The sequence below is a fragment of the Acinetobacter sp. 1424608 genome, from assembly GCF_000588255.1.
In the GTDB taxonomy this organism is placed as follows: Bacteria; Pseudomonadota; Gammaproteobacteria; order Pseudomonadales; family Moraxellaceae; genus Acinetobacter; species Acinetobacter nosocomialis.
This window is the reverse complement of record NZ_JFXL01000036.1, coordinates 1-13,255: the sequence shown is the minus strand read 5'-3', so window position 1 is coordinate 13,255 and position 13,255 is coordinate 1. Positions and strand designations below refer to the sequence as shown.

The 13,255-nt window shown below is 34.9% G+C and carries 14 protein-coding genes and 1 pseudogene; 4 read left to right on the top strand and 11 right to left on the bottom strand.

All coding sequences use genetic code 11. The features are described from left to right. The 4 genes and pseudogenes from J678_RS22465 to J678_RS22450 form a co-directional block, all read right to left on the bottom strand. A pseudogene (locus tag J678_RS22465) lies at window positions 1-1,011 on the bottom strand (fimbrial biogenesis outer membrane usher protein); the annotation flags it as partial. A gap of 40 nt (window positions 1,012-1,051) precedes the next feature. After that, window positions 1,052-1,759 (bottom strand): molecular chaperone, encoded by a 708-nt coding sequence (locus J678_RS22460; protein ID WP_017393380.1) that lies wholly within the window; start codon window positions 1,757-1,759, stop codon window positions 1,052-1,054. A 91-nt stretch (window positions 1,760-1,850) separates the two neighbouring features. Next, window positions 1,851-2,375 (bottom strand): spore coat U domain-containing protein, encoded by a 525-nt coding sequence (locus J678_RS22455; RefSeq protein WP_031956504.1) that lies wholly within the window; start codon window positions 2,373-2,375, stop codon window positions 1,851-1,853. Between the two features lie 534 nt (window positions 2,376-2,909). Beyond that, window positions 2,910-3,341: a hypothetical protein gene (locus J678_RS22450; protein ID WP_004886671.1), complete on the bottom strand. Its 432-nt coding sequence runs from the start codon at window positions 3,339-3,341 to the stop codon at window positions 2,910-2,912. Between the two features lie 525 nt (window positions 3,342-3,866). On the opposite strand from J678_RS22450, the gene J678_RS22445 reads away from it, so the two are divergent. From J678_RS22445 to J678_RS22435, 3 genes are all read left to right on the top strand, one after another. After that, window positions 3,867-5,540, top strand: coding sequence for an FMN-binding glutamate synthase family protein (locus tag J678_RS22445; protein WP_002052116.1), 1,674 nt, complete (start codon window positions 3,867-3,869; stop codon window positions 5,538-5,540). A gap of 210 nt (window positions 5,541-5,750) precedes the next feature. Beyond that, window positions 5,751-6,806: a linear amide C-N hydrolase gene (locus tag J678_RS22440; protein WP_016805524.1), complete on the top strand. Its 1,056-nt coding sequence runs from the start codon at window positions 5,751-5,753 to the stop codon at window positions 6,804-6,806. A gap of 56 nt (window positions 6,807-6,862) precedes the next feature. Beyond that, window positions 6,863-7,366: a hypothetical protein gene (locus J678_RS22435; protein WP_079377094.1), complete on the top strand. Its 504-nt coding sequence runs from the start codon at window positions 6,863-6,865 to the stop codon at window positions 7,364-7,366. Between the two features lie 60 nt (window positions 7,367-7,426). On the opposite strand, the gene J678_RS22430 is transcribed toward J678_RS22435, so the two are convergent. The 5 genes from J678_RS22430 to J678_RS22410 form a co-directional block, all read right to left on the bottom strand. Next, complete coding sequence (locus J678_RS22430) at window positions 7,427-8,455, bottom strand: alpha/beta hydrolase (RefSeq protein WP_017393382.1); 1,029 nt, start codon at window positions 8,453-8,455, stop codon at window positions 7,427-7,429. After that, window positions 8,455-9,585, bottom strand: coding sequence for a YdcF family protein (locus J678_RS22425; protein ID WP_002052109.1), 1,131 nt, complete (start codon window positions 9,583-9,585; stop codon window positions 8,455-8,457). The genes J678_RS22430 and J678_RS22425 overlap by 1 nt, the downstream gene beginning before the upstream one ends. Before the next feature lie 4 nt (window positions 9,586-9,589). Further along, window positions 9,590-10,624, bottom strand: a complete 1,035-nt coding sequence (gene murB, locus J678_RS22420) for a UDP-N-acetylmuramate dehydrogenase (RefSeq protein ID WP_017393383.1) — start codon at window positions 10,622-10,624, stop codon at window positions 9,590-9,592. 19 nt (window positions 10,625-10,643) lie between these two features. Next, window positions 10,644-11,147, bottom strand: coding sequence for a low molecular weight protein-tyrosine-phosphatase (locus tag J678_RS22415; RefSeq protein WP_031956502.1), 504 nt, complete (start codon window positions 11,145-11,147; stop codon window positions 10,644-10,646). Window positions 11,148-11,435: 288 nt separating this feature from the next. Next, complete coding sequence (locus J678_RS22410; protein ID WP_004886667.1) at window positions 11,436-11,663, bottom strand: tautomerase family protein; 228 nt, start codon at window positions 11,661-11,663, stop codon at window positions 11,436-11,438. Between the two features lie 62 nt (window positions 11,664-11,725). Here J678_RS22410 and J678_RS22405 point away from each other — a divergent pair, with 62 nt between their 5' ends. Continuing rightward, entirely contained in the window at window positions 11,726-12,199 is a 474-nt protein-coding gene (locus J678_RS22405) for a winged helix-turn-helix transcriptional regulator (protein WP_017393385.1), read from the top strand. Window positions 12,200-12,400: 201 nt separating this feature from the next. Here the strand turns inward: J678_RS22405 and J678_RS22400 are convergent, their stop codons facing one another. Further along, window positions 12,401-12,943 carry a cysteine hydrolase family protein gene (locus tag J678_RS22400; protein ID WP_017393386.1) on the bottom strand — a complete coding sequence of 181 codons (543 nt, stop codon included), beginning with the start codon at window positions 12,941-12,943 and terminating at the stop codon, window positions 12,401-12,403. Window positions 12,944-13,043: 100 nt separating this feature from the next. Then, a partial coding sequence (locus tag J678_RS22395; RefSeq protein ID WP_032027550.1) for an integrase core domain-containing protein occupies window positions 13,044-13,255 on the bottom strand: 212 nt, incomplete at its 5' end.

The following is a 13,255-nucleotide window of genomic DNA, read 5'->3' as shown; positions in this document are numbered from 1 at the left end:
TGGAACCCCAACATCTACTGAAAACTCATTTATGCCTTTTGCCAGAATCTTCGATGAAAAGTAGTAAGGTTTTTTAGTAATGATTTGCTGACCAGTGGCATCGGTGGTTACCAGTGTGACTTCATTTCCGGAAATAAACGGCAGCTGTTTAATGTCAAACGGGCCTGAAGGCACAAGACCTGAATAAATCTTTTGCTGGTTAACGTATAAGTCCAGTGTTGAAGGCAGTGCCGCCGAACCGGAAAATTGCGGCAACGCCGAGGTAACAATATCACCACGCTGGGTATAGGCACTCGACCACTGGAAACCGGCAAGACGTACACTACTGCCCCAGTCAGAACTGTTGGAAACAAAGTCACCTAGGGTATATATCCTGACTTTTTCAGGGTCTACATATTGCCATTTACTTTCCAGACGTACCCACTTCTCATGGCTATAGCTCGTTTCATTACTACCGTTATATAAAACGCCTGATGAAAAGTTACCGAGTGCGCTATTAAAAATTCCTTCAGCTGAACCTGAGAAAATACTCTCATCATTGGTTATGGTGTGGTACAGGCTGTAGTTCAGGATTGCAGCATTTAAGGGTTTCATTTTCAGCAAGTTAGTGTTTGTAGCCGATTGACCATTTAAGTCAACGGAATAGTCACTCAACATGCTGGCGGGAACTTGTAAGTTTAAAGATTGCTCATTTTCCAGATATTTAAACTGGATTCCTTTAAGTTCATTAATACACACCCATTGGCTATCTGGAATATGCTCATCCATTTTTAGCCTTAAAGCTTTTAGATCACGGGCACGAACATATAACTTTTTATCTTGATCTTGGTGTACCGATATTAAATCAGTAGATGTATTAGAATTGATCGAAATATTTAAAAATAGCTGAATATAGCCTTTATCAGAACCAGATGCCTGAAAAGCGGAGTTTGTTACTTCCGGAATATTGGGTAAAGCAGCATTGGTGTTATCTTGTAATGATTCAGCAAAAGCATGAATCGGCAAATACATAACACATAAAGCACTTACGAGATATTTCATATGTGCCTCTTTAAAGAGATGCTGGCTTACCGTTAATATTCAATGAAATATTATATTTATGGTCAGCTTGAAATTTAAAATCAGAACTAATATTAAAGTTTCTTGATTTTCCGGAAAGAATATAACCATTTACGGTATTTACTTTAATCGGATAACTTTTGTTTGAAGTAGTATCTACAAGCGTTAAATTATTTAAAAGCGCATGGCGATTGCCAATATTATTAATATAAAGATAAGCACTATTTTGTTCTTGTTGTATTGACCAAGTCAGCTTAGTCATCGCATCTTTATTGACTACAAACACAGGCAATGATGAGCGAAGCAATACATTTACACCTTGAGAAGCTTTTCGGCTATCAATAGGCTTGGGTAATTCATCAATAATAATACGATAGGTTTTTTCACCAGAAATTGGTTCCGGCTTAATTCTAACTACTCGTAAATTATAAGAATCATTAGGTTTTAATTTTAAAAAAGGTGGGCTAATTGCAATATCATCTGTAGGAATTAATTGATCTTGCCCAGCATTTTGGGTCCATTCAAATATACGTACCTGTAAATCAGCACTTTCATTTGACTGGTTATACAAGCTAATTGAAGATGCAGTCTGATCACTCAATATTTCAACATTTACAGGAGAAAGACGTATTGAGGCAGCATTTAACATACTAGGCAAAAATAATAATAAACTTGTAGCAACAAAGATATTTTTTCTCATGATTTGCCCAGAATTACTTTTCTCAAATTAAACTTAAGCTAGCTCTTTCAAATAAGAGCTAGCGTCAACAATGAATAGAACTTATTTAAAATTAATAAGTCACAGTCACAGTATCAACATAACTACCTGCACTTGGCAAAGTTGAGCCAGCAGGAATACGGCCATACACGTTCACTGTTTGTACTGCGCCAGTACCTGTACCACTATAGGCTGTTGTTGAAATACCGATTGCTGTTGCACGGTTAGTGTCAGAGAAAAGGTTATAAGGGATATATTCGTTACTTGTTGCACCACCAATCATACGGCGTTGAGTTGTTTGAGCATTTTTGCCTGCATCAAAAGCTAAAGTCCATGGCACAGTATTGTTACATAACACTTTAATAGCTGTACCGCCCGTAGTAGTCGTATCTGCATCTACATTGTTAGCAAGAGAGCTTAAAGTACCAAAATCTAAAACTGCATTAGCAGTTGTACCCGTAGCTGATGTATTCAATACACAACTATTTGTAATTGTTGCTTTAACAGTTAATGTACCTGTAGCCGTTGCAGCATTTGCGACATTGATAGACATTAACCCCATAGCAATTGCTGTTAAACCGATGAGAGATTTTTTCATGATTGAAAACCTTTTTACATTACGCCAATAAGAATTAATAGATGTAAAAACTAGCCTTCCCCAATCCAATCACTAGCTTTTCTGACTGTTTTTTCAAAGCGTCTTTTTTTTTACTCTACTGTGCGCGCATCATACAAAAAAACAACAAAAATGCTGATATTAGTTTCATTTTAAATATCTATTAACAATTCAAAATCCGATGGATTTCTCAATTATGTGTTTTTATATGGTCTATACCACTTTTTGTAGAAATTTCCGGTAATTTTATTCACTTTTTTATTAGTTTTAATAAAAAATCATAAAATTTCATTAGTTAAATTTTACCATCATTTTTTATAGTTTATCATTTATTAAAATTTCCCTTCCACTAGGAGAGCAAAATTTAAGCTTTTGTTTGTTCTATATATTTTAAATGAATAAGAAAATAATATTCTATGAATAAGAATTCTAAGGAAGTGAAAGGTGGTTTGATCACTTTTCCCAAAATTGAGGTAAGAAATGTCATCTAGCTTTAGCAAAAAAGATAAATATGCTTTAAGTATTTCTAAAGACTAAATGAAAAATGAATCCTAAAATTCCCCCTACCATTGCAAAGCCCAGTTGTACATAAGCTTTACCATACCAAGCAAGTCTATTTAATTGATAATTTCCTTCATTCACATTAATCATCCACATATTTTTAATATCCCAACTATGGAATCCTTTTGGTCGTTCTGCAAAAAAATCAAGAATAGGTGTAAATCCTAAAATGAATAAAATGCCCAACAATGGATAGACGATACAACCAGGAAAAATAGGTTTCTTCTTTTGTTCCATGGAATCAAATATTAGGGCAATAATAACTAGTAAAGTTTCAGCTAAAGCTACTTTTTTAAAAGTTTCGAAGTCATAGCCAAGATAGAACATTAAAAACAATAAAAAAATATCAGTAAAAAAAACAGAAAATGTTAAAAATTTCCAGCTCATTTCAAACCCTTACTTGATTTTTTAGAATGCTATATAGTTGTAATAAAATCTATTGAAAATATCCTTTCAATTGACAAATACTATCAAAAAATGTTTAAAAAAACATAAAGCCATTAACTTAAAAGCTAGATTTTTGATCAAACTCATACAAGCAAATTTCAGACTTGATTAAATTTATAAAGTTAAAAAACTGTTTAGATTAATTCCCAGATTTATTTAGATTTTTTTATTAACTAGCTTTTTAAATAATAGCAGGCTTATTTAAAAAATCTAAACCATAAAAAACTCTCATATATTTTATAATCAAAGCAATAATTATAAAAGTTTATTATTTATAAAACCAACTTTATCTTAAAATTATTACGCCCCAGCTTATAGAAAATTAAATACACTCTATTCAATTTAATCTTAAATATAATCATTTACTATTGATATATGCTCTTACAGCTAACAATTCCCTACTTGTAGTTTAAGCTGCTTCTTGGCAAGGTATGTGCCAGTAAAACATTAGGAATTTGTTCACATATGGCGAGTCCAGCACAAATCATTCGACATAAATTTCTCAATACATTCTTTTCACGCCATTCACTCTGGTTCTTGTGTATTTTTACGGCACTTAGTATCACATGGTTTAGAACCGTATATACGCCTCATAGTATCTATTATTTTATTTCAGATACTCTACTCAATGGTTTATGGGTCGTTACTGGTGCATTAAGCTTATTGGGTTTATATGACGTCTTACAAAATAGACACTCTATCTTAAGAAATTACCCAATTATGGGTCATTTTCGTTTTTTATTTGAAGATATACGTCCAGAAATTCGCCAATACTTTATTGAAGCCGATCAAGATGCTCTACCTTTCTCGCGTATGCAAAGAAGCTTAGTTTATCAACGTGCAAAAAATGAAAATGCCGATAAACCTTTCGGGTCAATCATAGATGTCTATCAACAAGATTATCGCTTTATTGTTCACTCAATTAGTCCATGCCCACCAGCAGATCCTAAGAGTTTTCGTATTCAAATTGGTAATGCACAATGCCTTCAACCCTATAGTGCATCTATTATGAATATCTCTGCCATGAGCTTTGGTAGTTTAAGTGCAAATGCAATACGTGCATTAAATAAAGGTGCACAGTTGGGTGGGTTTTATCATGACACTGGTGAAGGAAGTCTCAGCCCTTATCATTTAGAAAATGGTGGTGATATTGTCTGGCAAATTGCCAGTGGCTATTTTGGTTGTCGAACTTTAGATGGAAAATTTGACGAACAAAAGTTTGCTAAACAGTCTCAATTGCCACAAATCAAAATGATTGAGTTAAAGCTTTCACAAGGTGCTAAACCCGGGCATGGCGGTATTTTACCTAAGCATAAAATTACTGCTGAAATTGCCGAAATTCGTGGTGTTTCACGTGATCATGACTGTATTTCACCAGCAAAACATTCTAGCTTCTCCACACCAATTGAAATGATGCACTTTTTGCAAAAGTTACGCACTTTATCTGGCGGCAAACCTGTTGGTTTTAAACTATGTATTGGGCAACCTTGGCAGTTTATGAGTATTGTAAAAGCAATGCTTGAAACAAAAATTGTGCCTGATTTTATTGTGGTAGACGGTTCTGAAGGTGGTACTGGTGCAGCACCAATTGAGTTTAGTGACTATATTGGTACTCCCTTACGTGAAGGCTTACGTTTTGTACACAACACGCTTGTAGGTGCTGGACTAAGAGACCAAGTTAAAATTGGTGCAAGCGGTAAAATTATTAGCGCATTTGATATTGCTAGTACTTTTGCATTAGGTGCAGATTGGGTTAACTCAGCACGCGGTTTTATGTTTGCAGTTGGGTGTATTCAAGCGCAAAGTTGTCATACCAACCAATGTCCTGTAGGTGTAGCAACTCAAGATAAAGACCGTCAAAAAGCACTCCATGTACCTACCAAAGCAGAGCGCGTATTTAATTTCCATAAAAATACATTACATGCTTTATCAGAAATGATTGCTGCTGCCGGTTTACGTCATCCTTCAGATATTAAAGCCCATCATTTGGCTCAACGAGTCAATGACCGTGAAATCAAGAACTATGCTCAATTACATTTCTTCTTGAAAGAAGGAGAACTTTTACAATCTGAACTAAAAAATGATGATGATAATTTTTATTATCGTATGTGGAATATGGCTGATGCCAATCATTTTTAATTCATACTAACTTAATAATTTGAGCATCATATTTAAAATGTGATGCTCTCTCATATTTTAAATTTATATGTGATTTTTGCTTTAAATAGCCTCTTCTTTTAGTTTGTATTTAATATATTTTTCACCTACTATAAAAGTATAAATAATATACATGCTTTAATTTTATTAAATAAATATCCTCAAACTGTAATAACAAGAAGGTATTCACTCATGTTTAAAAAAATATTCATTCCAACTTTTGTTGCTTTTGCTGTAGGATTAAGTAGCTATGCATCGGCTTGTACACGTGCGGTATATTTAGGCAACAATCAACATATTATTACAGCTCGTTCAATGGACTGGAAAGTTGATACTGGCACAAATTTATGGATTTTACCGAGTGGTGTTGCTCGTGATGGAAGTGCAGGACCAAATTCAATTAAATGGACTTCTAAATATGGCAGCGTTATTGCAACAGGTTATGAAGTCTCTACGACCGACGGAATGAATGAAGCTGGTTTAGTCGCTAATGTCTTATGGTTAGTCGAATCTCAGTATCCAGATGTAAAAAATTCTAATAAACCATTATTAAGTATCGCAGCTTGGGCACAGTATGTACTCGATAATTTCGCCACCGTTGATGAAGCCGTTAAAGCTCTTGAAAAAGAACCCTATACTATCGTGACAGACAGCGTGCCTGGCGAATCAAGACTCACAACACTCCATTTGTCTATTTCCGATAAAACAGGTGATAGTGCAATCATTGAATATATTGGCGGAAAACAAGTGATTCATCACAGCCGAAGTTATCAAATCATGACTAACTCCCCTACATTTGATAAACAGCTTGCACTTGCTGAATATTGGAAACAAATCGGCGGTACCGTTATGCTTCCGGGTACTAACCGTGCTTCTGACCGTTTTGCACGAGCATCATTTTATATTAATGCAATTCCAAAAAATGATGATATGAAACAAGCGCAGGCTTCTGTATTTAGCGTTATTCGAAATGCCTCTGTTCCATATGGATTAAATACACAAGAAGAGCCTAATATTTCATCGACCCGTTGGAGAACTGTTGCAGACCATAAACAGATGCTTTATTTTTTTGAATCCGCTTTATCACCCAATGTATTTTGGGTGGACTTGAAGAAAATAAATTTTAAAGATGGTAAAACCCGTAGACTGGATCTCGGTCCCGAGCAGAGCCATATCTATGCTGGAGATGCGACTTCTGATTTTAAAATTGCAAAACCATTTGCTTTTTTAAGCCCAAAAACTCTTTAATAAAGGGTAAAATTTATCACCTATAAGATAAATAATATCTGCTTTCTTGGAATTACATTATGAAAAAAGCCCTATTTTTATTAGGTACTTGTTTACTTACAACAGCTTGTAGCACGACCTCATATAAATCTACTACCACGACAGCAACATCTGAGCTAAAAACAGCTGGTCAGCTCAATTGCCTACCTACAGAACTTTGTCCAAGCTTACTTGTTAAATGGAATGAGAAACAGAAAAACCAAGTCCGTGTAGATGTACATTTAAGCAGTAGTTATAACTTCTATGATATTAATTCATTAGTATTTGATATTGATGGAAAACAATTTAGCTATAACCCAGCTCAAGCCACTGAGAAAACTACTGTTAGCAGATTTGTTCCTAAACACTCGACCACGTACTTTATTATTCCAAGTCAGTTCTTACAGGAATTTAAAAATGCAAAAAACATTAACGTGTTAGTTAAGACTGATAAAGGTATTATTGAGCGGAATATGTATTCACCGCAGAAACAATCTTCAGTGTATAAAAATTTCGTAGAACTTTATCAAAGTTTAAAATAATCATCTGATTTGATTAACTGATGCACTCAATCTATTTACTAGAATGAGTGCATTATTTTTTTAATAATAAAAATGCTTTGGCTTAGCATGTAAAAAGGCTGGAATTAAACCAGTTAAAGCTGCACGTATATCTGCACGTTCATTAATTAATTGATGAGACCCCTCTTCAAGCATTAACAAGGTTTGAAGTCTAAATTTACGGCGAATAAACTCAATGTTATAGTGCCAGTCTACCGTTTGGTCTAATGCCCCTTGTGCTAACCAAACAGGAATACGACAAGCTGGACGCTCTTCCATTTCTTGCATCCATTTTGACATTGCTAAAATCCAGTCCATCCCCATCATGCGTGGTTGTAATGGATCTTTTAAACGAACAAAACGTAAAAATTCAGGATTATGATTGTTACGTCTAAAGTGTCTTGGTACTTGGCGTTTAATACGACGAATAATGCCTAGTCCCACTGGATTATGCCACCATGCGGTTTTAGCTGGTCGAATTAAAGGTGAAAGTAGCAAAACTCTATCAACAATTGGATCTTGTCTTTTTTCAGCATATTCGAGCAAGTGATGCATCCAAATTGCTCCACCCGTACTTTGGCCGATACCCACCCACGGTTTTGGTAACTGATCTGCATGTTTGACATACTGATAAACAGCCATTAGAACTTGCTGGTAATGATCAAAATTTTGAATACTTGCAGGTGAACCATTACTTAAACCATGACCAGGTAAATCATAAGTAATTACACTGAAGCCTTGTTCAAGAATTTCACGGATAATAGGTTGATAAATCCCGCTATGTTCAAGATAGCCATGCAACAAACATACAGTCCCCTGTACTTTGTCTAATTTAGGCTTAAAAACTTGGACATGCAGACGAAATAAAGGCATTTGAACATAGCCTTGCCAATGGTCACAGTCGAGTAAATGCAAACCGTATAATTTGCGGTATGCTAAAAGTTCACGAGAAGGCTCTTCTAATGTATTTAAATTGAGTGGACTTAAAACTTGTGGAGTGAGATCACGGTTAGGTACCGGTAAATCTAATTGTTTTAATACGGCAGGATTGAGAAATGGAATCTCAGACATTAAGGCACCTCTCGACAATCACTTGAACCAAATAACATGTCACGAATTGTCGCAAGTAATTCATAATTTGCACGACGACTATGATCGTAGTTTTGTATACTCGGTTGCCAACGTGTAAGCGGTGTTGGCATAGGGGCAATAACTGGAATCGTTTCGATACCATTCAGAGCAAATAAACGGCGCGTACGCGGCATATGATATTCATCTGTAACTAACATTACTGTAGGCGCACCGCCTTTCTTTTGAAGCAGTAATGAACTAAAACGAGTATTTTCACAAGTATTCATACTTCTTTGTTCTAATAATTTTGCATCGACACCACGTTTTTTTAACCATGCTTGCATATATGGTGCTTCAACACCACTTAATACAATTGGTAGATGGTTTTGCTTTTCAACTTCTAACGTTTTCTCTAGTCTTAAGCGGGTATAACTATTAACTACAATATCTTTGCCATTTTTATCTAAAGTTAAACCGCCACCTAGTACTACAATAGCATACGGTTCTGTTAACTTTTTAGGTTGAGTTGGCAGAGGATTTTTACGGACATATTCAACTTTTTGCTCAGGCTCACTTACCGCTTTTTGATGTTCAGGTACTACAGGTTTTCTTGCTAAAAACTCGGTATATTGTTCAGTAAGAGCCTTGTTTTCAGAACTGTTAATAAAAAGCGCTTCATCAATAGGGCTACTTGTTTCATCAGCTGCATCAATTTCTGAGTTTTTCGCGACTAATGGAACACTTACAGCTGAAGTTTCTTCCTCTTCTTCCATCTCTTGTTCTTTTTCTTCTAAAAGAATAATTTGCTGCAAAGCTTTATAGTTTTCTTGTATGTAGCCCAAGTCTGCTGTCTTTTTTTCACGTATAGCATCTTCGGTAAGCTTTAAATAAGCCTGACGAGCAATCCATAAGTTTGAACCAGGCTCTAAGTTATCATGTTCACTTAATGCAGCTTTTCGCTGGCTTTCCGCTGCCACTTCATTCACATCTACTGGAACAAAATAGTTAAGTCCAGCTACAATAAGTTTTGAATAAAATGGCGAATATAGAAAAACCACGAAACAGCCCAATAGTACAAATAGCACAGTAACTACTTGTACAAAACGTACCATCAAGTGTACTTTTGGCATAGAACTATTCCGTATGATTTTCAATTAAACCTAAACTGTTATAAAGCACAGGTTCTGGTTCTAACATAACATGGAAACGCTGATCAACATCGTGTTGTACAGCTTGATAAGTTTTCTTTACATCACCAAGAGATGCATTGGCATAATTAACCAAAACCAAGGCTTGTTTATGAAACATCCCCACCACACCAAGTTGTTTACCTTTCCAACCTGCTTGATCAATTAACCAACCCGCTGCAATTTTAACGTTACCGTTGGCTTGAGGATAATGTGGAATTGTTGAAAATTGTGTGATTAAGCGTTCAAATTCTTGAGCACTTACAATCGGGTTTTTAAAGAAGCTTCCTACATTTGGATATTCTTTTGGATCAGGTAATTTACTTTGACGAATACGGATGACCTGATTTTGTAAATTTTCAGCAGTGAGATTGTCTCCAACTGCTTCCTTTAAATCACCATAATTCAACTTTAAATGAGGTTGCTTGAGTAATTTAAAGGTGACATGCGTGATGATGTAACGCGTCGGATCATCTTTAAAAATGCTATGTCTATAAGAAAAATGACAGTCGGCCGCTAAAATTGATTGTGTCTCTCCAAGTTTACGGTCATAGACCTGTACTGACTCAATAAACTCACCAACTTCAACGCCATAGGCACCAATGTTTTGTACTGGTGAAGCACCCACTAAGCCAGGAATAAGGGCTAAATTTTGTAAACCAAACCAGTTCTGCTGTGTACTACATAAAACAAAATCGTGCCAAACCTGTCCTGCACCTACTTTGACACGAACAAAATCCTGATCTTCTGATAAAACTTGTATACCTTGAATATCAATGTGAATGACTAACGCATTAATTTGCTGTGGCAGCAACATATTACTACCGCCAGATAAAACAAGTACATTTAGCTCATGCTGTTTAGCAAAATCCAAAGCTTCTTTAATATCTTCAACAGACGTAATCTTAGTATAATGAGAAGCTGTTACATCTAAACTTAAAGTATTGAATGGCTTAAGCTGTACTTGATTTTGAATTTGCATTGTATTGATAAACCTATTCTTAAACTTTCAATTGTTTTTTCAAAACATTAATCCATGCAAGAGTACTCGATTCACATTGGTCAAGTACACGCTCGAAGCTGTCATCACCACCATAGTATGGATCAGGCAAAGCTTGCTTTGGATATTGGGGATCATGTTCACTCATTAATGCGACTTTTGCTCGAATTCGATGGCTACCAAACTGAAAGATAGCGTTTTGCAATAAATCATGAATATCTTCAAAGTTTTGATGGTCCATTGCCAAAATCAAATCAAAATCTAAAAAATCTTGAGTTGAAAGTTGTCTAGCACGTAAAGATGACAAGTCATAGCCTCTTTTCTTAGCATGCTTTTGGCTACGCTGATCAGGGGCTTTATTTGGGTGATAATTACTCGTTCCAGCCGAATCAACGATTACATTGAGTTGATGCTTATCACAATAATGTCTGAAAACCACTTCAGCGGTGGGAGAACGGCAAATATTTCCTAAACAGACACATAAAACCTTATATTGTGTTTCCATTAGAAATTAGTTCCAAACATTTGAATTACATAAAAATAAACAGGTTACTTGCAAAGTTACTGCAAAATGCTAACAAACTATAAATCTGGCCAAGTCTGTATTGATCCTGATGACCTGTTGCATTTTGTCAAAACTTACTTGTGTTGAAAAGGAAAATAATGTTTATCAATAGATTAAAAGTCGATAAAGTAGCTAATTTTGTCTTTTTATTTTAAATAGTGGTATCAAAAATATTTTGAGCAAAGCCCGCTCAATTATAAAAGCCCTACTTAAAGGGCTTTGAACAAATCATTTTGCTGAAGTCATTAACTCAATCATTTGTTTTGTTGGACTTAAGCTACCTAATTGCCACTGTTCAGGTGGATATTCATCAATTCTTATCCAAACATGCTCTCGAAAAGCAGGATTACCCTTACCCTCTATTTCTACAAATAAGTCTGTTATCCGTTTAAAAAGTTCGGCCTTACTGTCTTTATCGAGTAAACCTTCTATAGTTTGTATATTTATAAATGGCATAATGCTACCTGAATTAATGCTAGGTCTAAATTATAGACCCATCCTAATTGGAGCGTCCTCTAATGTCAAATCAAATTATTCCAGACCATAAATTTCCCGTAGATGTATGTGGAATCTTTAAAATTACTGAAATATTGAATGACAGATGGACAATCCTCTTGTTAAGAGAAGCTTTCTATGGGGTAACAAAATTTAATGATTTTTTAGTAAATACAGGAATATCAAAACAAATTTTATCTAATCGTCTCAAACATCTTATTGAATTAGAAATATTTGAGTTATCTATTTATAAAGAAATAGGTGTACGAGAACGTAAAGAATATTTACTTACCAAAAAAGGTAAAAGCCTAAATATTGTTTTGCTTGCTATGCTTGAATCTGGCGGTAATTTTATGGAAGCAGATCGGGATGTCGTTAAAGTTTTTAAGAAAAATTCAGATGATGAACTCAAATTAAAACTTGTTGATTCATTTGACCAAGTTATAGATTTTAATCATTTGGAACTGAAACTAACTCATCGTAGCTATAAGAAATAAATTTTTGTATGTTCCTCTCTTTTATGTTTAAGCCTAAACGAAAGATATTTATAGATAATATAAAAAAAGCCTACTCTTTCAAGTAGGCTTCCCCTTATGTCTTTGCGCTGATCATTAAGGTTTATTGTTGTTTAAGGCAACATCTCAATTTTACAGAAATACTTAACAATTAAAACCCTACCAATAGCTAATAATCATTATTTAATGGAAAAACTCTTCAGTAGTTTTTACCTTAGCAAAAACATTGTTTAAAACTTGGTTATGATGATCAATTATGTGCTGCGCATCTAAAACCGTAGAATCAGATGTTGTATGGGCATCAGAGATTAAAGTTACTTTGTATCCAAACTCTGAAGCAGCTCTAATAGTCGTATCTATACAATATTCCGTTTTCATCCCACTCACTATAATTTCATCAATATCAAGTTTCTCTAATAGTTCTTTTAAGACAGTATGCTTGAAACTGCTCGGATATGTTTTCTCAATGACAATATCTTTATCTGGATTGCAAGATAACTCTGTTATCAACTGAGTATTTAGGCTATCGGGATCTAAAGGCGTATCTTTTTCGCCGACATGACGGACAAAAATAATTGGCTTGTTATTGGAACGGTGATAATTAATCAGCTTAAGAATATTTGAAAGTACAAATTGATGGTTATATGGCGTCGACTTTGCTTTGAATAGTCCATTTTGCATATCAATGATGAGTAAAACTGATTTTAAGTTATAACTTTGGTCCATAATCTTTCTCTGAAAAAGCCAATAATGAGCAGAGAAAAAAGAGGTGGTCCCACATGTTTGAACAACTAAAAGCTTATTTATAAGTGATACTCTGCTCTAGTTAAGCTACCTTATTTTGTTGTGGTAGCTGGTCATAGTAAAACTCATCTGGAGTCATTTTGTCCAGACTCGAATGAGGTCGTTTCAAATTATAAAATTCAAAATATGCGTTTAATTGCTTCTTCGCATCCAAAACATTGCTGTAGGCTTTGAGATACACCTCTTCATATTTAACGCTCCGCCATAATCGTTCAACCATCACATTATCAACCC